Annotated in this window: 16 protein-coding genes; 7 read left to right on the plus strand and 9 right to left on the minus strand. The window is 45.9% G+C overall.

Going from position 1 to position 22,537, the window contains the following annotated elements; translation table 11 throughout:
• Positions 1–52 precede the first annotated feature (52 nt).
• Entirely contained in the window at positions 53–1,204 is a 1,152-nt protein-coding gene (locus JN178_RS18970; RefSeq protein WP_202262855.1) for a serine hydrolase domain-containing protein, read from the plus strand.
• A gap of 17 nt (positions 1,205–1,221) precedes the next feature.
• Here JN178_RS18970 and speA read toward each other — a convergent pair whose 3' ends face one another.
• From speA to JN178_RS18995, 5 genes are all read right to left on the minus strand, one after another.
• Positions 1,222–3,132, minus strand: a complete 1,911-nt coding sequence (gene speA, locus JN178_RS18975) for a biosynthetic arginine decarboxylase (protein ID WP_202262856.1) — start codon at positions 3,130–3,132, stop codon at positions 1,222–1,224.
• A gap of 143 nt (positions 3,133–3,275) precedes the next feature.
• Positions 3,276–3,695: an arginine decarboxylase gene (locus JN178_RS18980; protein ID WP_202262857.1), complete on the minus strand. Its 420-nt coding sequence runs from the start codon at positions 3,693–3,695 to the stop codon at positions 3,276–3,278.
• 129 nt (positions 3,696–3,824) lie between these two features.
• Positions 3,825–5,213, minus strand: coding sequence for an NAD(P)(+) transhydrogenase (Re/Si-specific) subunit beta (locus tag JN178_RS18985; protein ID WP_202262858.1), 1,389 nt, complete (start codon positions 5,211–5,213; stop codon positions 3,825–3,827).
• Between the two features lie 11 nt (positions 5,214–5,224).
• The gene (locus JN178_RS18990; protein ID WP_202262859.1) at positions 5,225–5,506 is read right to left on the minus strand and encodes an NAD(P) transhydrogenase subunit alpha; all 282 of its coding nucleotides are present in this window, start codon (positions 5,504–5,506) and stop codon (positions 5,225–5,227) included.
• Between the two features lie 2 nt (positions 5,507–5,508).
• Entirely contained in the window at positions 5,509–6,666 is a 1,158-nt protein-coding gene (locus JN178_RS18995) for an NAD(P) transhydrogenase subunit alpha (RefSeq protein ID WP_202262860.1), read from the minus strand.
• Between the two features lie 520 nt (positions 6,667–7,186).
• Between JN178_RS18995 and JN178_RS19000 the strand changes: the two genes are divergently transcribed.
• From JN178_RS19000 to JN178_RS19015, 4 genes are all read left to right on the plus strand, one after another.
• The gene (locus tag JN178_RS19000) at positions 7,187–10,093 is read left to right on the plus strand and encodes a TonB-dependent receptor (protein ID WP_202262861.1); all 2,907 of its coding nucleotides are present in this window, start codon (positions 7,187–7,189) and stop codon (positions 10,091–10,093) included.
• Between the two features lie 84 nt (positions 10,094–10,177).
• Entirely contained in the window at positions 10,178–11,746 is a 1,569-nt protein-coding gene (locus tag JN178_RS19005) for a tryptophan halogenase family protein (RefSeq protein ID WP_202262862.1), read from the plus strand.
• 27 nt (positions 11,747–11,773) lie between these two features.
• Positions 11,774–12,520 (plus strand): SapC family protein, encoded by a 747-nt coding sequence (locus tag JN178_RS19010; RefSeq protein ID WP_202262863.1) that lies wholly within the window; start codon positions 11,774–11,776, stop codon positions 12,518–12,520.
• Positions 12,499–13,206: a DUF6445 family protein gene (locus JN178_RS19015; RefSeq protein WP_202262864.1), complete on the plus strand. Its 708-nt coding sequence runs from the start codon at positions 12,499–12,501 to the stop codon at positions 13,204–13,206. The genes JN178_RS19010 and JN178_RS19015 overlap by 22 nt, the downstream gene beginning before the upstream one ends.
• Positions 13,207–13,233: 27 nt before the next feature.
• Here JN178_RS19015 and JN178_RS19020 read toward each other — a convergent pair whose 3' ends face one another.
• From JN178_RS19020 to JN178_RS19030, 3 genes are read right to left on the minus strand one after another with little or no spacing between them, the layout of a single operon-like run.
• Positions 13,234–14,715, minus strand: coding sequence for a DUF2271 domain-containing protein (locus JN178_RS19020; protein WP_202262865.1), 1,482 nt, complete (start codon positions 14,713–14,715; stop codon positions 13,234–13,236).
• On the minus strand, positions 14,715–15,632 hold the full coding sequence (locus tag JN178_RS19025; RefSeq protein WP_232369629.1) for a calcium-binding protein: 918 nt from the start codon (positions 15,630–15,632) through the stop codon (positions 14,715–14,717). The genes JN178_RS19020 and JN178_RS19025 overlap by 1 nt, the downstream gene beginning before the upstream one ends.
• A 27-nt stretch (positions 15,633–15,659) precedes the next feature.
• Positions 15,660–16,454: a DUF4198 domain-containing protein gene (locus tag JN178_RS19030; protein ID WP_202262866.1), complete on the minus strand. Its 795-nt coding sequence runs from the start codon at positions 16,452–16,454 to the stop codon at positions 15,660–15,662.
• A gap of 174 nt (positions 16,455–16,628) precedes the next feature.
• Between JN178_RS19030 and JN178_RS19035 the strand changes: the two genes are divergently transcribed.
• Both JN178_RS19035 and JN178_RS19040 read left to right on the plus strand, forming a co-directional pair.
• Positions 16,629–18,956, plus strand: a complete 2,328-nt coding sequence (locus tag JN178_RS19035; RefSeq protein ID WP_202262867.1) for a TonB-dependent hemoglobin/transferrin/lactoferrin family receptor — start codon at positions 16,629–16,631, stop codon at positions 18,954–18,956.
• Positions 18,957–19,102: 146 nt separating this feature from the next.
• Positions 19,103–19,276, plus strand: a complete 174-nt coding sequence (locus JN178_RS19040) for a DUF6435 family protein (RefSeq protein ID WP_159625672.1) — start codon at positions 19,103–19,105, stop codon at positions 19,274–19,276.
• 3 nt (positions 19,277–19,279) lie between these two features.
• Here JN178_RS19040 and JN178_RS19045 read toward each other — a convergent pair whose 3' ends face one another.
• Complete coding sequence (locus JN178_RS19045) at positions 19,280–22,504, minus strand: TonB-dependent receptor (RefSeq protein WP_232369630.1); 3,225 nt, start codon at positions 22,502–22,504, stop codon at positions 19,280–19,282.
• Positions 22,505–22,537: the final 33 nt, after the last annotated feature.

A 22,537-nucleotide genomic window follows, 5' to 3' on the forward strand; every position in this document is an offset into this window, starting at 1 on the left:
ACGACCGCCACTCATTTTTTAGTTGAGCAACGCGGCCTACAGAGCGACTTATATGCTGAATTCATTGCGCAAATTGATGTCGCGCAAATCCCTAACATGGCTGTTACTCATACTGATTACGCATACTTTTCCAGTACATGCAGACTGGTTGGATGATTATGCAAAGTATGTTCAAAGTGAAGCTGATAAGTTTAATGTACCCGGCTACGCGTTTGTTTTTTACGAGCAAGGCAAAGCTCCTCGCGTATACGTTTATGGTAAAACGGCTAAGCGCAATGGCAAGAAGATAACCGAAAACACTGTTTTTCGATTAGCGTCAGTATCCAAAACGTTCACCGCACTATTATCTGCAAAACTGGTAGAACAAAATCAGCTATCGTGGAATACGCCTATTAGCACATTGCTGCCTGATATTCCGTTTAAAGGCAATGGTATGCAATCACTTCAGTTGCAACATATTGTGGGGCAATCTAGCGGCTTCATGCCCAATGCCTACGACAACCTAATAGAAGCAGACTACTCATTAGAACGCGTATTAAAGTCGCTTGGCGAATTAGAGCCCTTATGTAAACCTGGCGAATGTTATACCTATCAAAACGCCCTATTTGGTGCCTTAGAGTATTACTTTAGTAATCACAACACGTCATATTCGGCGCAAATGCATACGCAACTTTTTGCGCCATTAGGAATGAAAACCGCAAGTGTAGGTAAAGGTGGCCTACTTTCATCTTCATCTTGGGCTCACCCTCATATTGCCATTGCCCGTAATAAATGGCGTGAAGGGAATGTCGAGAGTAACTATTACCGCTTTTCTCCCGCGGCAGGTGTGAATGCGAGCATCAGTGATATGACTATTTACTTGCAAGCACTCTTAGGTGAGTTTCCCACGGTTATGTCGCCAGAAATGGTAGAGTATGTCACGACCGAACGGGTCAAAACTAAGCGAGAAACCTACAGACGCGGTTGGCGAGGCATGATTGACGATGCCCACTATGGGTTGGGCTGGCGTATTTACGATATTGATGGCGTTAAGCTGAATTATCATGGTGGCTGGGTGAAAGGTTATCGTGCCGATGTGGCGTTTTCACCAGAGCACAAGGTGGGATATGTCATGCTCATGAACGCAGAGTCGAATATGATCAATTCGACCACTGCGCAGTTGTGGAAGCGTTTTTTCGAAAAAGCCGACGCTAACAAATCGTAGTGCCGGCTATTTACATATTATTGCTTAAGGTAAGTATAGCCGCTTAAGCAACTTTCATAGAAGTCAGTCCAACGCACACCTTCACGCGGATTAAGCTTGCCATCCCACACTTGTTTGTCGATAAGACGTTTAACGTCTGATGCCATGGCGCGGGGGTTGTATTGCATGACATTAAGCACGTCTTCAACTGATGACCCTTTCACAACTTCTTCAATATAGAAGTCTTCAGGATCGTCATCATAGCTGTAGATGTGTACTTCGTTTAAACGACCAAACAAATTATGCATATCGCCCATAACGTCTTGATACGCGCCCGTTAAGAATAGACCAACGTAGTACGGCTCACCTTTTTTCAGCGGATGCATAGGCAGTACATCGGTAATTTCACGGCCAATAGTAAACTGGTCAATTTTACCGTCACTGTCACACGTAATATCTACCAGTGAACAATAAACTGTTGGCTTTTCGTTCATACGCGTAAGCGGCACGACTGGCAACAATTGATCAATTGCCCACGTGTCTGCAGCAGACTGGAAGATAGAGAAATTACACAGATACTGTGATGACAAGCTGTAATCTAGTTCTTGAAGCTCCTCAGGCACATATTCCTCGTTGCGGTAGTGCTTTTGTAAGCGCTCCATTATCTGCCAATACAATGTTTCAATCTTGCCAAGTTCTTCTAGTGGCAATACGCGAAGCTTAAACGCATCAAGGGCCTGCTCTTTGTATTGCGAAGCGTCATTGTAGATTTCATGCATGTTGGTCTGCTCATCAAAGGTGTCAGCAAGCTCGCGCATGTTTTTAAGGAAAACATGTTCGTCTTCTTTTGCTGACGTATCCATTTGAGACGCGTTTGATTTAATTTCACCCACAATTTCGGTAATAACACAGCTATGATGCGCCGTAATTGCGCGACCACTTTCACTGACCAAGTTCGGATGAGGAACGCCTTCCAAGTCACACATTTCCTTCATGCCATACACAACATCTGCAACGTATTCTTGCATGCTATAGTTGCGCGAAGACTCATTGGTCGAGTTACTGCCGTCATAGTCGATGCCAAGACCACCACCTACGTCAACGTAGTCCAGTTCAAAGCCCATTTTGTGCAAGTCTGCATATATACGCGCACCTTCGGTGATGGCTTCTTTCACCGCTCGAATATCCGTTAATTGGCTTCCAATATGGAAGTGCAGAAGTTTCAAGCAGTGCGCCATACCTTGCTCTTCTAGGTAACGTGCAGCATTGATAATCTCTGTGATAGTTAGACCGAATTTGGCGCGTTCACCACCGGAGCTTTCCCACTTCCCACGACCTTTTACCGTCATTTTGGAGCGCACACCAATGATGGGCTCGATATTAAGTTCTTTTGCAATCTTAACCAGCAATAGCAGCTCGGTGTATTTTTCAACCACCACCACTACGCGACGGCCTAGCTTTCTACCTAATAAAGCAAGACGCATCACTTCATCGTCTTTATAGCCATTTAGGATAGTGAGTGAGTCTTCATTTGTGTTCATCGCCAACACGGTCAGTAACTCAGCTTTCGAGCCTGCTTCTAAGCCATAGTTAAACGGTTTTCCCGCGTCAACAATCTCTTCAACGACTTCGCGCATCTGGTTAACTTTAACCGGATAAACACCTTGGTATTCACCTTTATAATCGGCTTCTTCGATTGTGCTTCGAAATGCTTTATTTAGACCGGCAACTTGCGATCGCAGAATGTCATGAAAGCGCACAACAACAGGAAACTGCACACCCTCTTTGCGAATGTCTTCAATGACCGAATTAAAGTCGATTTGGATACTTGGATCCTCTGGCACTGGGGTAATATGTACGTTGCCATTTTCACCCACTTTGAAATAGCCACCACCCCACTGAGACACGCCATAGACGCGCTCTGCTTCTTCGATACTCCAATCTGTCAATGTATTCACCTATATCTAATGAGCTAAGCGCATGCCTAGCATGGTAAGTGCAAAATTAAGCAGCGTATTATAGACAACACAACTATTGTTGCGATGTAAAATATCTATGGTCGCGACTAATTTTGTTTATCGAACTTGTCGAATCAACTGTTTTGGGCAACCCAAGACTTTATGTACTCTACAACCAAAGGCTCTGCCTTAGTTTCACAAAGCGAGAAAAACTCTGTGAGACTTTGTGTTCTGTCGAGGGGAAACGAAACGTCAGCAAAAAAGTTCTCTACAATATGGCCTGTATCGCTGTTTTCGTCTTCCAACCAAAGTTCACTCAACTGATTACGCCGGTCTAATCTAATAGTCGATTTCATTCTCATGTTTGAATCAGACTTTGGGTCTTGCCATGACCGCATATCGACAATCAAATGAAACGGCTTTCCGCTTCGCCGCTTAAGACAGTCAGACAATTCTCCCAAATACCGGATATTTGTCGCCATATCCCAATCACCGCGAAGCGTGACCAGGATGCAGTTTTTAAACTGTTCAATGTGATACGGCACGACTAGCATTTGTGTTTACTTCTCTTGAGCAAAATAATTGCATTACGGTTTCATGTACTAAACGTAGTGTATAGAACAAAAAAGGAAGCACTATGGCTTCCTTTTTTAGCATCTTACTACAGATTCTAAGCCATTTGCTTAGTCATCGCCAAATTCGCGAATAATGCTATTGATGGTATCTTTTGCATCCCCTAACACCATACGGGTGTTATCTTTAAAGAACAGCGGGTTATCAACACCCGCAAAACCTGCATTCGCTGATCGCTTCAATACAAAGACAGTCTTTGCACGGTATGCTTCAATGACCGGCATACCGTAAATCGGACTACCTTTCATCTCTTTGGCAGCAGGATTCACTACGTCATTAGCACCGATAACAATAACCACGTCGTAGTTTTCCATACGCGGGTTAACATCATCCATTTCATACAGCTGGTCATAAGGCACATCAGCCTCTGCAAGCAACACGTTCATGTGTCCAGGCATGCGCCCTGCAACTGCGTGAATAGCGTAATCTACCGTACATCCGTTTTCTTCAAGCAGCGACTGTAATTCGCGAACCGCATGCTGTGCTTGTGCTACCGCCATACCGTAACCGGGCACCACCAAAACGGCTTGCGCAGCTTCAAGTACATAAAAGGCATCTTGCGCAGAAAGCACTTTAATTTCACCTTCTATCTTCTCACCTGCTTCAATAGGTTTCGCAAAGCCAGACAACAGCACGTTCATTAGCGAGCGATTCATGGCTTTACACATAATATTGGTAAGAATAAGACCTGACGCACCCACTAAAAGACCGGTCACAATCAAAATGGTATTTCCGGTGGCAAGACCAGCCGCAGAAGCCGCTACGCCTGAATAGCTGTTAAGCAGTGCAATAACCACTGGCATATCTGCACCGCCGATGGAGATAGTGGCCCACAACCCAAAGCTTAATGACAGCGCTATTGCACAGTAAATCCAAAGGGTATTGCTTGGTTCTGTGGTAAATAGATAGCCCACCACACCCATGCCAATAAGGTGCAAGACCGAGAGTTCGCGAAGGCCAGTAAAAATAACCGCCTTAGAACTCATTTTACCTGACAGTTTTCCCCACGCGACCACAGAGCCCGAAAAGGTTATCCCACCCACTAAAATTGTGAAAAACAAGGTAACGAAGGTAAATGTGCTTTGTGTGTTGAGCGTTACCACACTCATGCCTGCAAGCGTCGCCCACCCTAGTAGTAACGATGCCGCACCACCAAAACCATTAAACAGAGAAACCATTTCTGGCATGGCGGTCATTTCAACCGTTTTCGCTTTCCACGCACCAAATGCACCACCTAGCACAAAGCCAAGCAGAATATAGTGATAGCTGATAATTTGCTGATCAAGCAGGGTAACAACAACCGCTACTAGCATACCTACTGCTGAAACAAAGTTTCCTTTTTTGGCGGTATCTGGGTGGCTGAGTAATTTAAGACCAATTATAAATAGTGCAGCAGCGACTACGTACGCAAGGTTGATTATGGTTACGATATCATTCACTTGCGTACTCCTTATTTATCTTTCTTTTTGAACATGCCAAGCATGCGGTCGGTAACCAGATAGCCACCAACAACGTTAATACTTGCCAAGGCCACTGCCACTGTACCTAAAATAGTGGTCAGCAGATTGTTATCACTACCCGAAGCAACCAGCGCACCTACTAAGGTGATCCCCGAAATAGCGTTCGAACCTGACATTAAAGGCGTGTGCAAGGTTGCAGGTACTTTTCGAATAAGCTCAAAGCCTAAGAACGCAGCCAACAGTACAATGAAAAGTAAGTAGATGATTTCCATGATTAGGCTCCTTTATAGGCGTTAATAAGCATGTCATTGATTACCTTGCCATCGTGCGCAATCACACAACCGGCCAGAATGTCGTCCTCAAGATTCAAATCAAACGACTTACTATCGTCATCAAAGAACTCATCAATTAGGTTATAAATGTTGTTGGCGTACATGTCGGTTGCCGCTTTGGCCACATACTGACTCCAGTTACCATTGCCAATCACTTTTACACCGTTTATTTCAACTGTCTCACCGGATACCGAGCCTTCAACATTCCCCCCCGATGTAGCCGCCATATCAACGACCACGCTACCAGGTTTCATAAGTGCTAATGTATCTTTCGAAATAAGTACGGGAGGTTTACGCCCAAATAGCTGCGCTGTTGTGATCACAATGTCGGAATCTGCAATAGCATCACGCTGTGCATCTTGCTGCTTTGCTTTTTGCTCTTCGGTGAGCTCTTTCGCATAACCGTCTTTGGTTTGCCCTGTCTCGCCGATATCTATTTTAAGGAATTTACCGCCTAGCGATTCCACCTGCTCGGCCACAACAGGGCGCGTATCGTATGCAAGCACATTCGCCCCTAAGCGTTTCGCTGTCGCTATCGCTTGCAAACCTGCCACTCCCGCACCAACAATGAATACTTTTGCAGGCTTAATGGTGCCTGACGGAGTCATCATCATGGGTAGGATGGAAGGAAGCTGATTTGCCGCCTGCATTACCATGACATAACCTGCAAGACTTGCCTGCGAGCTCAATGCATCCATTTTCTGCGCGCGAGATGAACGTGGAATCATTTCCACAGAAATAGCCGTTAACCCTTTTTGGGCAATGCTCTCTATCAGCGACTGCTGAAAGAAAGGGTCGAGATGGCCCACCACAATGGCCCCTTTTTTCATCAGCCCCAATTGAACATCGGTAGGCTTGTTAACTGCTACGACCATATCTGCTGATGATAAGGCCTCATTCACATCATCTATAACAGTAACACCAACATCTTCATATTCTTTATCTGAATAACCAGAGGACAGACCAGCACCTTTTTCAAGCAGCAGTGTCGCCCCTTTCTTTACCAGTCGTTGTGCACTACTTGGCGTAGCTGCACAGCGCTTTTCCACATTATTCAGCGGATCTGGCGATGTAGATTCATTAATTATTATGATTTTCACACGCTTTTCCTCTTATTTGGACTCTTTCGAGAATGACACCCTTTAATCAAATTAAAGCCATTTAATTCGCTTATGCTTATCATTCGTTGTCGAAATTAAAACCAAACCAACCAATCGTTTTGTTTATACTGTAAGGCCGAAAAGCGCATGTAGCGATTACTTTTCGCGCAATAACGCATCAAAACTACGCGAAAACACCATCAACAACTAGTATCTTTTACTTCATAGTCATAACTAACATTTATAAACATTTGGCATATTGTTGATTAATACACCCAATACAGATCCATATATCTTGTGAATACACTATTTATTGTACAAAAAACAAACATACGTAAAGGTGTAATCGACGCGTAAAAATGATGCGCAAACAGCACTTTTTAAAATTTTGTTAAATTAATTTGGGGGATTTTACAAACCGTGTCGTCTTGAAGAGTTAACAGCGAAATGCTGTGAGAAAAGCCACATGGGGTGCACACCATTTGGCACATTAAAACTAACTTTTAGGACACACACCATCATGTATAGGAAAACCAAGCTTGCATGCTCAGTGGCAGCAGTTTTAGCGTCAGCTATTTCTGCAAATAGTGCATTTGCCCAAGACGCGCAACCCAACAATGACGTAGAAGTGATTGAGGTAAGTGGTATTCGTTCATCGGTTGCAAAATCAATGGATGTTAAACGCAGTTCTGCTGGCGTAGTTGACGCCATTAGCGCAGAAGATATTGGCGACTTTCCCGATACCAACTTAGCTGAATCACTACAGCGTATTACAGGCGTATCCATCGACCGCTCAGGCGGTGAGGGTCAACTTATTACCGTTCGTGGTTTTGGCCCTCAGTTTAATACGGTGCTTGTTAACGGCCGTCAAATGGCATCTGAAAACGATTCGCGCGCGTTTAGCTTCGACACTATTGCCTCTGAGCTTGTTAGCAGCCTTGACGTACATAAAACGTCTACGGCTACTATGCAATCAGGTGGTGTGGGTTCAACTATCAACATCAATACGGCACGTCCTTTCGCGCTGAACGGCTTCAAAATGGCTGGCTCTGTGAAAGGCGTTTACGACGAAAACAGCGAAGAAACTACGCCACAGTTTTCTGGACTCATTAGTAATACATTTAACGATGACACGTTTGGTGTGTTACTGGCGGTTTCACACCAAGAACGTAAAACACGCCTTAATCAGGCTCAAATGGATGGATGGCTTGAAAACGTTGGTGTGCCAAACCCTGTCACTGAGTCGGGTCAAGCATGGACAGGCAACGTGTTTTCGCCACGCAACTACGATCACAAAGTAACCTTCGAAGAACGTACGCGTACCAATGCTAATTTGGTATTTCAATATGCCCCTAATGACAAGCTCGTAGTTACAGCAGATGCACTTTATTCAGATTTCGATGTAGAGTCAGAAGCCACCTCTTACGGGCACTGGTTTACTGCGCCTAATATCCAAGGCGTAGGGGATGATGGCAGCTTATTTGATGCAAACGGTAACCGCCGCAGCCCAACCGTTGATGCTAACGGCACTATCATAGACTTGTATCAAGAAGTGGGTTTGGCAACTGATATGCACGCCAAAACGTTTGACCGTTTGACCGACACTTATGCCGTAGGCCTTAACTTCGATTATCAGTATTCTGATAACTTGAACTTGTCATTCGACTTAAGTCACTCAGAAGCAGAACGTGAAGCAAATAACGGTGGTGGCGATCAGTTATCACTAATCGGGTATGCGAACCGTGTACGCTTTCAAGTTGATGACAACATCTTACCTGTGGCTAGCATGTTTGCCTCGCCCAACGCGAATATCTATAGCGGGCAGCAAGAGTTGAATGGCGCTATTGTTACTGGTCCAGACGGTTTCCCTATTTACAACCCTGCACTAACGCCTGACGGAGTAAGTAATCACCTTGATGAAGCGAATAGTCGTGCCCACGTAATGCTACGTCGCGGATGGGCAGTAGAAGACGAAGTAAGCCAGCTGCGTTTTGACGGTGAATATGTCACTGACGGAAGCGGCCTGACTGAAATTCGCTTTGGCGCACAGTACAGCACCGAAACCAAATCACTAACGCGCTGGGACAACGAAGGCGTTGGTATTCACTGTACGTACTGTGGTTACCCTGATTTACCTGAAATTCCAGCAGGTAGCCAATACGTTTTTGATGCCGGTAGCGACTTCCTTTCAGATGTTAGTGGTAGCGGCCGTATGCCAACCTCTTGGTTAGCCCACGATGGCGAAGCCAACTTTGCGTTTCTAGAGTCTTATTACCAAAGCGTTAATGGCGAAGCCATTAGTTTTGATGCGGTGCGTCGTAACAATAGCTTTGAAGTAGAAGAAGATATTATCTCTACTTACTTAGAGTTCGATTTTGAAGGCGAAGTGGCTGACATGTTCTTAAGTGCAACCGCAGGCGTGCGCTACGAAATGACAGACGTGACCGTTAACGGCACACAAGCCCCTATTACCGGCCTCACCATTTTGGATCAAACCGAAATGCTAGCCGGGTTTGGTGACGCACAAAGCATAGCCACTGAATCAGACTATGATGTGCTATTACCTAACTTCAGTGTACGTCTAGAAATTACTGACGACTTAATTGCGCGCTTTGCCGCGAGCTCAACCATTACTAGACCAACGCTTAATAGCATGTCGCCAGTAACGGTTATCACAACAACGCGTCAAGGCGGTGATTTAACCTCAACCAGCGGTAACCCAGCACTTGAGCCGTTTAAGTCAGATAACCTCGACTTATCACTTGAATACTATTACGACGAAGCAAGCTACGCCTCAATTGGTTACTTCAGAAAGCTGGTTTCTAACTTCATCGTGAACAGTCAAGAAGATAAAATCTTTGAACTGGCTGATGGTAGCTTGCTGACTGACCCGTCAACGGGCAGCAATGCAGGCGCGCCAGATGCCAGTGACGCCGTAGCGGTATTTACAAACACCTTACCGAACAATGGTGAAGACGCCACGGTGGACGGCTTCGAGCTTGCTCTTCAACACACATTCGATAACGGCTTTGGTGTACTTGCCAACGGTACGATTGTTGACAGTGATGCCGAGCTTGATCCATTCGATATTAACCAAGTATTTGCGCTAACTGGGTTGAGTGATTCTTACAACTTAGTGGCTTTTTATGAAACTGACGACTACCAGATTCGTCTTGCCTACAACTGGCGTGACGAATTTGTTCAGTCGTTAACACAAGGGCAGGGTGACGGCCCAACTATTGTTGAGTCTTATCAACAACTTGACATTAGCGGTAGCTACAGCGTGACAGACAATGTAGAAATTTTCTTTGAAGGTATTAACCTAACAGAAGAGTTTGTACACAAGCGCGGACGCTTCGCTAATCACTTGTTGTTGGTTGAAGACAGCGGCAGACGTTGGGCTTTCGGTGTGCGCGGAAACTTTTAATTTCGCGTATTAAGGGCCAGCGATTGTTGGCCCTACATTCGTGGCTACCACTTGGTAGCCACAGTTTTTATTCAGGAACTCGATATGACAACAGCAACTCCCATAACGCACATTGTAGTAGTCGGTGGCGGCAGCGCAGGGTGGCTTACGGCTGGTCGTATTGCGGCACAACATCAGTGTGCTACCCGCAACAATATCAAAGTGACGCTAGTTGAAAGCCCTAACGTACCGATAATTGGTGTGGGTGAAGGCACCTGGCCAACCATGCGCTCAACACTTATTGCGCTGGGAATAAGTGAAACCACCTTTATCAAAGAATGCGATGCTACCTTTAAACAGGGAGCCAAGTTTGTAAAGTGGACGACCGGTGAGCAAGACGACTTCTACTATCACCCATTGATGCTGCCGCAAGGGTTTTCACAAGGGAATTTGGGTCCTTACTGGCAAACGGTAGCGCCAGATTTAAATGAGTCATTCTCACAAGCCGTATGCGTTCAAGAAGCCATATGCGAAGCAGGCTTAGCACCTAAAAGCATTCGTCACGCAGAGTTCGCGGGCACAGCAAACTATGCCTACCATTTGGATGCAGGCAAGTTCACTACATTTTTAACCAAACATTGCACTGAAAACCTAGGCGTTAACCATGTTTTAGCCGATGTGAGCCAAGTGCAAAGTGCAGATAATGGCGACATTAAGGCGCTTCACACGCAGCAAGGCGTCGTTATTGAAGGCGATTTGTTTGTAGACTGCACGGGCTTTAAATCGCTCTTGTTGGGCGAACACTTCAAGGTACCCTTTATCCCCTGCGACGATGTGTTATTTATCGACCGTGCCCTTGCGGTACATGTACCTTACGAGAACGCGCAAAGCCCAATTGCGTCACACACCATTTCCACTGCACAAGATGCCGGTTGGGTGTGGGATATTGGGTTACAGTCCCGTCGTGGAGTAGGTCACGTATATTCAAGCCGTCACCAGAATAAAGACGACGCCTATGCTCGACTAGACACCTACGTACGTCAAACCAGTTCACTAGATGGTATTAGCAGTTTGAATGTAAAGGACATTACTATTCAAAGTGGTCACAGACAGCGCTTTTGGCAAAACAACTGTGTTGCCGTTGGCTTGGCAGCGGGCTTTTTAGAGCCCCTTGAAGCCTCAGCGCTGGTATTAGTAGAACTGTCCGCGTCAATGATTGCCGAGCAACTGCCCGCAAACCGCGCGGTTATGGATATTGTGGCCAAACGCTTCAACGATACCTTTTCGTATCGCTGGGCACGCATTATCGACTTTTTAAAGCTGCACTATATGTTAAGCAAGCGCGATGATAGCGCGTTTTGGCGAGACAACCGTGATAGCCAGACTATCCCTGACTCACTCAAAGAGCTATTGGCACTGTGGCAATACCACCCGCCAAGCGATAAAGACTTCACCAGTAACAATGAAGTATTCCCAGCAGCAAGCTATCAGTATGTACTCTACGGCATGGGCTTTACCTCTGAGCTTGGCGCACATCAGCAATGGGTGAATGCCGACTTTGCCAGCCAACAGCTAATGCAAAATAAAAAAGCACGCGCCATGGTCGTAGAAAAGCTGCCACAACATCGCGAGCTAATTAATAAAATTCACCAGTTCGGCTTACAAGCCGTTTAATCGACTAACCAGAAAAAGGACCCGCGTATGACAAACATGGTTGCTATTAATAATAAAGAGCATGCAGGCCTTAAAGTCACTAGCGACGCTTTGAACCTTAGCGCTAATCAGCACCTAGTACCTGTCGTAGTGTCTGAGCTAAACAAACTTGTTGTGCACTATCCTGTTGTGATCACCAAATTAGATGACTCGGGTCAATTTGGCTTATCGGCGTTACTTGGGTTTGAAGAAAACGAGAATTTGTTTTGGCAACAAGGTCAGTGGAATGGGGTTTATATTCCTGCACAGTTTGAGCGCCTGCCTTTTTATGTAGGCACAGAGCCTTCAAATACAAACGCTCAGGCTAACCGCGTGCTGTGCATTGATATGGACAATTCATCGGTCAATGAACAAGACGGTAGCCCACTGTTCGATAACATGGGTGAACCAACCTCTTACCTTGTAGAAAAACAGCAAATATTGGCGCAGCTGCTTGATGGCGAAACGCAAAATCAGCGCTTTATCGCCGCGCTAGTGCAACACAACCTTATTACGCCATTTACCTTAGACATTACGTTTGAAAACGAAAGTAAAACATCAATTACCGGGCTGTACACCATAGACGAAGACAAGCTTGCGGCACTAAGCCCACAAGCCATTGCCGATTTGCATGCGCAAAATTTGTTGCAAAGTATCTATACGCTGGTAGCTTCAAACGCACAGATTTACGCGCTTATTGATAAAAAGAATAAAGCGAACAAAAACGCAGACGCATGGTTTCAAACTACAAACTAATTAACGTGGGCGAACACGCCACGCCGGTCATTGTGATTGATGACTTTTTGCCTGATGCGCAAAGCATGGTCGACGTTATCGCGCAAAGTCATCGCTTTGAGAAAAAAACAGATGACTTTTATCCCGGTGTAAGAAGTCATGCGCCCGATGCGTATGTCGCCCACCTGCATCGCACTTTGCCTGCGCTGTTCGCTGAATTAAACGGGGCTTTGGTCGATAGCTCTAAGCCTCAGCTGGCAATGGCGCAGCTTTCTGTTGCCAACCAACATCCAAGCCAGCTATCTCCCATTCAGTGTATTCCTCATATTGATACTCAACGCGATAATGAATGGGCATTAGTTCACTATTTGTTCTGCGCGCCTTTGGGGGGCACAGCCTTCTATCGACACAAAGAAACGGGGCTAGAACGGGTTAATGCCAGCCAATATCATCACTATTTTTCTACGCTAAAACGCCAAGCCACCTCGGTGGGCTTGCCTGCTAAAGCGTACATCAATGGTGATACCGCTATGTTCAAACAGATCGCCTGTGTAGAGGCGCAGTTTAACCGTGCGCTACTTTACCCCGCGAACTTGCTGCATAGCGGCTGTTTACCTAACGACATAGACCAAACTGCTTCACATGGTCGTCATCTCGATATCAAATATGCGAGGCTAACTGCCAATGCCAGCATTCTTTTTGACTAGCATACTGTTGCTGTGTAGCTAGAATGCTTATTGAGAAGCGCCTTTAGCTGACAGCTTAATAAAAGCAATCTCCTCGCCCCCTTTCACTTCTATTGGCTGCGTTAGCCCATCAATAGCGAAGGAGATTTTTTCATAACTTCTACCACCATGCTCTCTGGCCACTTCCACATGCAAAACGAGCTGTTTGTCGATGACTGCATTGCCGTAATCATCCAGCCCATCCCATACTATATGAAGCGGCTTGTTTTTCTTCGTTGCACCGGAAAAGCCATCAATTAAGCTTTCGCTATTGCGGCCAGCTTCTTTTCGACCACTCTCTTTTCTACCCACTCTGCGCCACCATGTACGCAATTCGCTTAGCCAACGCTCACTGGTACCTCGAAGCGCTAAACTTTTAACAAGTCTATTTTTGTCATCGCTTATCCACACACTGACGTATGGCCCACGATAATCCACGATATCAAACATGGGTAGCGCGACATCTATGATTATTCCATTACTCGCCGTACCTGTTTTATCACTTACGGCCGTGCGAGCAGCAAAGGTATCGCTTGTAAACACCCGTCCATTTGCATCAACTAGCTTTAGGGCAAGCGAGGGCTGCGAATTCACTATATCTAGCGACTGCTGCGCCGTTTTCGTTGCGCCAAAATGTAGCAGCAATGCAGCATCAAATGCGTTGCTAGCAAGTGCCGTCACTTCAAAACGCGCGCTTGGCCAGCCATCGCTATGGCTTATCACGCCTTTTTCTTGCGATACAACCTGCGTATCTGAATAGGCAGGCCGTTGCCACGGCTTCAAGTGTGCCAACGTTGCGTTAGATAAACCCATCGCATGCCCATCAAGCTGACTTTGCCATTTCGCATTGTTTGCAGAGAAATGTGTTTGCAGCGCATCCACACTTACATGAAATTCAGAAACCCCAGCAGAGCTCAGAAAATCAGCAACGCGCTCTGCCACAAGTGCTGATGCAAAGGTGGTTAAATCCCACTGAATAGGCGCTGAAAACGCGATGGTATTGTTTTTTTGAAACGCAACATCGGCAATTCTGGCTACGCGTGCAAGGCGTCTTACTTCGCGACGCGAGAGCGACGTACCCGCCTTATCGTTATCTGTGCTTGAAACGCCGCTTTTTCCATAGCTGTAGTCACGCCAATAATCATAGAGTGCGCCATTGCGACAGCTAATGTTTCCTTCGGTTTTTTGGAACCATTTTTCGCACCGTTCAATGGCGTTATAAAGCCATGTTGGCAATGGCGTAGAATCGCCTTGATTTAACGCGTGAAGCGCACCATGGATGTTGTTTCTGTCTAATGAAAGATAAGTATCTCTTATCAGCACTTCAATGTTAGTTCGCTGAACTTCATTTAGCCTGCTATTGCTATCAAGCGTGATAACAGGAGCAGGCTGGCCGTTGGGCACGGGAAATGTATATGACTCAGCAAAAACCGAAACACTAGCAGCTAAGGCCGCTAGTGCTGTTATTACCAATAAACTACGCAAGGCCATTATTCGCTAGCTTGTGCAGTGGTAGTCGTGTTTTGTTCACGCTCTCGCGGCTTAGGTGCAGGGTCAGCAAGCGTTAGAAAGCCATCGCCATTAGTGTCATAACGATTAAATGCTGCAAAGCCCGATACCATATACTCGGCAAAGGTCATCTTTTTATCTTCGTCAGTATCTAACACACCAAAACGTACGTAGGTTTGCTTAATTTGCCCGTCATAAGTTTTCTTAATTTGAGCATCAAGCCTATCTTCAAACTCTAGTACATACTCTTGCTCGGTAAGCGACCCGTCGCTATTTTCGTCGGTGCGCTGAAACTGTGCTTCGCGAACAGCATTAAACTCGTCTTTAGTCACAACATCATCGCCATTTTGATCATAAAGCGTCACAAAGCCTTCAATATTGTGGCTTGTTGGCATACGTAGCATTGGGCGCTGCTCAAGTGTAGGCGCACTATCGGCATCGCTTTGCGAGGCGCGACGTGGGGCTGGTTCAGGGTCACCTTTCGCAACAACGCCATCTTTGTCGGCATCCATACGGGCAAAGCTGCGTTCGCCCACGGCTTCAACTTCGTCTAAGGTAATGCGATCATCGTCATTTTTGTCTACCGCATGAAAACGGATATGCGTTTGCTTCACCGAGGCTTTTCTGTCTTCAGCCAAGCGCGTTTCCATTTTGCCTTCCCACTCGTACACATACTCGCTCTCATCAAGCACGCCATCACCATTCTTGTCAGAGGCAGCAAATCGCGCTCGGCGTGCATTAACAAATTCCTCTAAAGGCAAAGACTGATCTTTGTTTAGGTCGTAGGTAAGAATAATGCCGCTCGCGCTATGCGGGGCAGCCGTAGCTGTGCCTCCTAAAGCCACTGCACCTGCCGCGATAAGGAATGCGGTTTTCACTGCTGCGGTTACTTGTTTCATTGTTGTTGTCTCCGGTCTGCGTTGTGATTAAAAGGCTTCGAATGAAAGCGTGGTGGTGTAGCTATACGTCGGCACATCAGCGCCTTTTGGCGCATCGGTACGCAAGCGAACCTGCATCAAATAAACGCCTTGCTTTTCGGGGGTGAATGACGCTTCTCCGGCATTGTTCGTGGTGACTTTCTCCACATCTGATTCTTCGGCAAACTGATCTTTACCTTCATAAAATGCCACTTCGTGGTTCGCAACTGGTTCACCGTTGTAAAGCACATTAAAGTCGAAACTCTCGCCGCTAAAAAGGCTGTTAGGGTGCATAACGGGCACTATCTCAAGCCCTTCGTTGCGCGGTTTAAGGACAGTCTCAGTTGGGCCTTTTTTAGTGACATAGGTACTGGCGAAAGTAACGGACTGAAAGTGTTCAGTAAGCTCTGCACCTTCTGGCAGCGGCTTGTCGTTACCACGCATTGAGCCTCGCTCGCCATCTTTCATGTAAACACGAAACACCGCGCCCATTCGCTTACCGGTAGAAAACTGATATGTACCTTCTTCTTCCAGCGTGTGTTCAAGCACATTGCGCGTAGACAAGTTAACCACCTCATCCACATTCTGTTTGTTACCACTTGGCGTTATCACTTCAAATGACGCGTTGGAAACGGCCGCTTCTGGCACAAAAAACTGTTCTGCGAACGAAGCGTCTAGCGTTATTTTGCCGCCGCGAACAGGTTCAAACTGAAGTGGCTTTAAGTAAGCAACGTGGGCCAATGCACTGCTACTGAGACAGCTGGCAAGTAACAAATTAAGGCTGATAAGCGAGTGTTTTTTCATGGTGTTTTTTTGTTCTGGTAGTGAAAAAGTGAAAATATACTATTGCAAATGATAATTGTTATCAATAGTATTTAGATCAAATTTTGACACCGGGATGTGTCGAATCTCGTTTTGACAGGCACGAGAAAATAACGCGAAACACTTCACTCACACTCTAGATTATTTGGGAAAGACATGACTTTTAGACTCTCTTTAGTTTCTATTGCATTAGGCTGTGCGCTATCACTACCTGCTGTTGCACAACAAACTGAATTGGCGGTGACCAAAGCAGAAAGCGAAGAAACGCTTACCACCACAGTTGAGGCTGTGCTTGATACAGACGCCCTGTCAAAGCGTTCAATTACAAACATTGAAGACACCGCGCGCTATATTCCTGGTGTTCAGGTAAACGACACTGGTAACCGGTTTGGTAACGATGGCTTTAACATTCGTGGTCTTGAAGGCGACGCTGTTGCAGTAACCATTGACGGTATTGGTCAGGGTGAAACCCTTAACCCTGGTTCATTTGCAGCTTACGGTATGTTTGGCTCGAGTCGCGGTGAGGTAGAAGTTGAGCACGTAAAGGCTATCACTATTACCAAGGGACCTAGCGCGGTGGCACAAGGCTCAGGCTCATTGGCAGGCTCAGTCACGTATGTGACCAATGATGCCGCCGATTTCTTAGCAAGCACTGGCGACGACACAACCTTTAAACTTAAAACCGGGTTTGATGCGCGGTCTGACGAATGGCTTGTTCACGGCACTGTAGCCAATAGAACGAATAACCTAGAATCGTTAGTGCAATACACAATGCGCGATAGCAGCGAGACACAAGCGCATAGTAATGGCGATGCCATTGAGGGGGCAGGTCGCGGACAAGCAGATCCAATGGATTCACAATTGGACGCCGTGTTAATTAAACTGGCTTACAATTATTCAGACCACCAGCAATTCGGTTTGGTTTATGAAAACACCCAGCGCGATACCGACGGCATCCCTCTGTCAAGAGAAAGCAGCACCTATTTTAATTTTACTTCGCAAGACGAAAATAACCGCGAACGACTTGGTGCATTTTATAGTGCTGATAACGTGCAATCGGCATTAGCAGACAGTATCGATGTACGACTAAATTACCAAGAATTGTATACCGCTGGTGTAACCAACTTTTTGTTTGCCTCTGGCCCCACCGACCCTATTTTGCGCTCTGAAGACCGTAATTTTACCCAAGAACAAGTAAGCCTGAATGTCGATATCGCTAAGTCAATTAATGGTGATATTAATCATGAGATTATTTACGGCCTGAGCTATCAGCAAGTTGATGCCAGTGCACAAATGTACGACCGTCGCTATGCAGGCGCTACAGTAAGTGCAGGTATACTTGACGGCTACCCCATTCGCGACCAAAGCTTTGTACCTGAATCTGAAAAAACGGTATTTACCGCTTACCTTGCTGACACGGTTACGCTTAGCGATGTACTCACTGTAAATGCAGGCCTTAGATACGATACTACAGAATACACGCCAACTATTGACGATACATTCTCTGATCCAACAGGGCTAAGTATTGAAGATGCTGACTTTAGTGCTGTAGTCGGTGAACTCGGTGCAACCTACACCTTTGCGCCGGGCCATTCATTAAATGCGCGAATTGCGCAAGGCTATCAAGCCCCTACACTTCAAGACCTTTACTTTGGCACTAATTCGGGCGACGAAGCAGTAGATATTGTGACAGGTAACACGTTTATTGACCTTGACCGTATTGCAAATGGTGAGCTAGAAGCACAAGAGTCGATGAGTTATGAGCTTACCTACGTGGGTAATTTTGAAAATGGTAACGTGAGTGTGTCTGTATTTAGAACCGACTACACCAACATGATTCAAGATGAAACTTTCTCAAACCCTTATGATGCCGTACTTACCCAGCAGGTGTGCAGTCGCTTTGGTTGTTCCGTTGAAGTAAGCAGCGAAGATACCTTCACGCAACCTCAAAATACCGGAGAAATTACTGTTGACGGTATTGAAGTATCAGCCTCTTATGACTTCACAGCCAACTGGCGTGGGCAATTTGCTTACACCGCATTGAACGGCGAATACGACACAGCGTCGAGCTTTAATGATGCCGGTGATGATTTAGAAACCATTGCACCAGATACCGCCACCATGGCACTTTCGTATGTTTCTGACAACCGTGACTGGGGCGCTGAGTTGGTTGCCATTACCAGTAAGGGTGTTGATGAAACCTCGCAAACGAGCTTCACCTCACTTAACAATGGCGACGGCCCGGCATACTACCCAAGTGGTTACACCGTGTTTGATTTGATGGCGTTTTACGATATTACTGATAACTTGCGCTTTACCACTGCGATTTATAACTTAACCGACAAAGAGTATTACCGCTGGGAAGTCATGAACAACGTGCGTACAGGTACAGGCGGCTTTTTCTCTGGCGTTAGCGATAACGGCTATCAGCGTTTCTCTGAACCAGGTAGAAGCATAAGCGCCTACGTTACGTATCAGTTTTAATTGATACACGGCGCATTAAAAATGCGAAGCTCGCCTTATTAAGGTAGCTTCGCTTTTTCGCGTTTACGCTAAAAATAGATGGGGATGTGATCAAAAGTCTCTCTTAGTGCGTTAATTGGGTAACATTTTATTAGCGAGTACCTGTAATGTTTGGCCTTTTTAAATCAAACCCTACCAAAAAACTGCGCAAGCAATACGATGCTTTGCTTGAAAAAGCGATGCACGCTCAGCGCAACGGCGATATAAAAACCTATTCAATGCTAACTGCCCAATCGGAAGAACTTTGGAAAGAAATTGAGCGTTTAGAAAACCCTAAATAGGCATTAGTAAATAAGATTAACACCCAACGCATAACGAGCGCCGGCATCTTGCACTAACAGCAGGTGATTACTAAAACGACCGCGCTTATGCACAGTTTCATTAGTGATATTAATGCCTTCAAAAAATACCGATAAATGCGGGCTTAACTGGTAAGACGCACTCACATCCCACTGTTCATAAGGACTAACAAAGGTGGGTTCAGTGCTTTGAGTTTGGTTTAATGATTGCAAGAAACCGTCGCGGTGGTTCCACGCCAATCGCCACTGCAATGCATCTCTCTCGTAGAACAGCACCATATTTTTCGCCCCTGACAAGCCAGTAAGAGCAAAGGTAGACTGCACGTTGGCGGTATCTAGCTCGGCGTTACTATCTACAAAACTGGCGTTAGCTTGAATACCCCAACCTGACTCACCAAACAAATGTTGCACGGCTATTTCAATGCCTTCAACGGTGGCCGAGCGTCCATTGTTAGGCGATATTACTGAAAACTGCGCTAATTCATCTTGATCATCTGGCGCGTTGGTATCGCTTCCGGTACTTGGGTCGGTGACACCATTAAACGAAAGCGTATTGCTTTGGCTAACAATAAAATTATCTACGGTTTTTCGAAAATAACTCGCCGACAAATAGCTGTTGTCTTGATAATAGTGCTCAATAGCCAAGTCGATGTTTTGGGCTTCGAAAGGTTTCAATTGCGCGTTACCAATGCGAGCACGTAAATCGCCGCCTTGGCGGGTAGTGGTATAAGTAACGCCTGGCGACATCTGTTCTAGTGTTGGTCGAGTAATACTGTGACTATAGGCAACGCGAAATACCCACTGATCAAGCCAATTCGCTTTAACACTGAAACTAGGAAGGAAATTACTGTAGTTAGATGCTTCTTCAATGCCGACAGAGGCACCAAATTCTTGCCCCAGCTCGGTTTGATCAAGTATCACTAATGCCGAAAGTTGCTCATCGACACCAGTCACATTTACATCAGTATATTCAGCGCGAATGCCAGCATGTATATCAACAAACCACGGCGCGAAATCTTTCTCTATAGCGGCTTGTGCATAGGCAGCATACACAGTTTCTTTTACTGCAAATGAACTGCCCCGCGTTTCTGGCGCTAAACTCACATTGCCTGCTTGTTCCAAAAAGCGAAATAACGTATCGCCGTCGTGGCGCAACCACTGATTAGGTATATGCTCGTGTCCACTAATGGTACTTAAGAAATCATCACCCGCGTCGAATACCGATTGAAAATTGTCGGGAATATCAGGGGAGTCGAAATACCCACAAAAAGTGCAGTGTCTGGCATCCGCTTCATTATCTCGTCGTTCGTTAGCTTTTTCTCGCTGCGTTACCGCCGCGCCCATATCAAGTTTACTAAACCACTGCTGCTCACCTAGCACACTGATATTGACCTTTGCTTGGCCAATGTCATCATCGATGCTCCACCCTCGTCTCAACATAACATGTGCGCGACCATTAGCGGCATCAAGATAAGGTCCCACGCCTACGGGCTCTCCGAGCGCATTAACTTGCGCTGGATTGGCGGCTTCAAAACCAAAAATTGCGGGTAGCACCGTGTTTCGTGTGTGATCGAACGAAGAGCGATTTAAATATCCAATAAGTGAAAGTGCATTACCTTCGCCATTGTTGTCATTCACTGATGCAGATGAGTATGAAACATCCGCATCCATAATAATATTGGGCGCAACAATCCAGTTAGCATCTACGCCATAACTATGCAGTGACGAAGAGCGGTTGAAGGTTCTAGCATGAAAATCGGTGGCATGGCCGCTATTTTGAGAAAACGCTACGGCCGTACCATTAGGGTCTAATGTCACGTCCTCTAAATTGCTTGAAGTAAACCAATGGCCCATAGAGGTTGCCGATGTTTCTACATCGAACGTTGACCCTAAGTAATCCGCTGACAATTCAAACGTACTGTTTGGGCGATATTGAACAACCAGCGTACCACCTGTTCGTGTACGCTCGTCAAACCTCACTCGTTGATCATAATTTCTTGGCACGTAAAGCGTGTTTGTGCTTGCTGATAGTTCATCAGCTGGAATATTAGTATTTACCAACCACCCGTCAATTTGCGCCTCATCAAGACGTGCTTCTCGTTGGTATTGATTGAACGACGCTAATACGCCAAGCGTATTGTTTAAGTAGGTATTACTAAACAACGCTGTTGTTGAAGGCGTATAGGCCTTGGAATTGGTGTCGTACTGCATTTTTATACTACCGGCAGCGCGCATCCCCTTAAAAGACAACGGCTTGGCAGTTTGTATATCAATGGTAGAGCCTATACCACCCGACTGCATTGCTGCCTGATTTTGTTTGTACACGGTAACGCTACTTACAATTTCAGAGGCTAGGGTGTCAAAACTAAACTCGCGGCCCAGCTTGTCACTGGCCATAGGCCTGCCATTAAGTAATACACGATTAAACTCTGGCCCAAAACCGCGTACCGTGACCAACTGACCTTCACCCTCAGCGCGGTCGATAGAAACGCCCGATACTCGCTGTAGCGCTTCAGCAAGGTTTTGGTCGGGGAACTTGCCCATATCAACGGCACCAATCGTGTCCATAATGACACTGGCATTTCGTTTAATACCAACCGATTGCGCAACCTTCGCACGAAGCCCTCTTACTTCGATAAACTCAATGCGGTAATTGCCCTTATCATCAGGTACGGTGACTAAGCTTTCATCTTGCGCTGTGAGTGAACTAAATAGTCGCGAAATAACATGCTCATCGCGCGACTTATTACGTGTAGATTCAATTTTTATACGACTCTTATCAACAATATTCGCTTGTAAGTGCGTATTTGCCAAAAGCATTGCTACTGCTTCTTGCGGTGTATAGTTACCACTCACTTCATTTGCAAAAGTATGGCGTACTTCGTTGTAAGGAAAGACAACTGTTAGCCCGGCTTGACTAGCAAACGCAATAAGTGCCTCGTCAGCACTTTGGGCAGGAATAGAAAAGGCGATTACCTTGTGAACTGCGGGGTGTTCTGTGGCATTTGTGCTTTTATCGGTACTTTTATCGGCGCTTTGGTCAGTACTTTGGCGTAAATACTGGGTATCAGACTGCTCGTGGGGTAAAACAGATTGTGCACATACGGGTAAGCACAGCCCACCAACTACCAAACTTACCGCTAGCGACACAGTGCGCGGCGTAAATGGCAGCAAAGCTAGCGTTGAGCGGTGGCGTATTCCCAAAGGCATTATCTTATTATTTTCATTAGTTTTTTTATTGCA

This window comes from Alteromonas sp. KC3 (assembly GCF_016756315.1).
GTDB lineage: Bacteria > Pseudomonadota > Gammaproteobacteria > Enterobacterales > Alteromonadaceae > Alteromonas.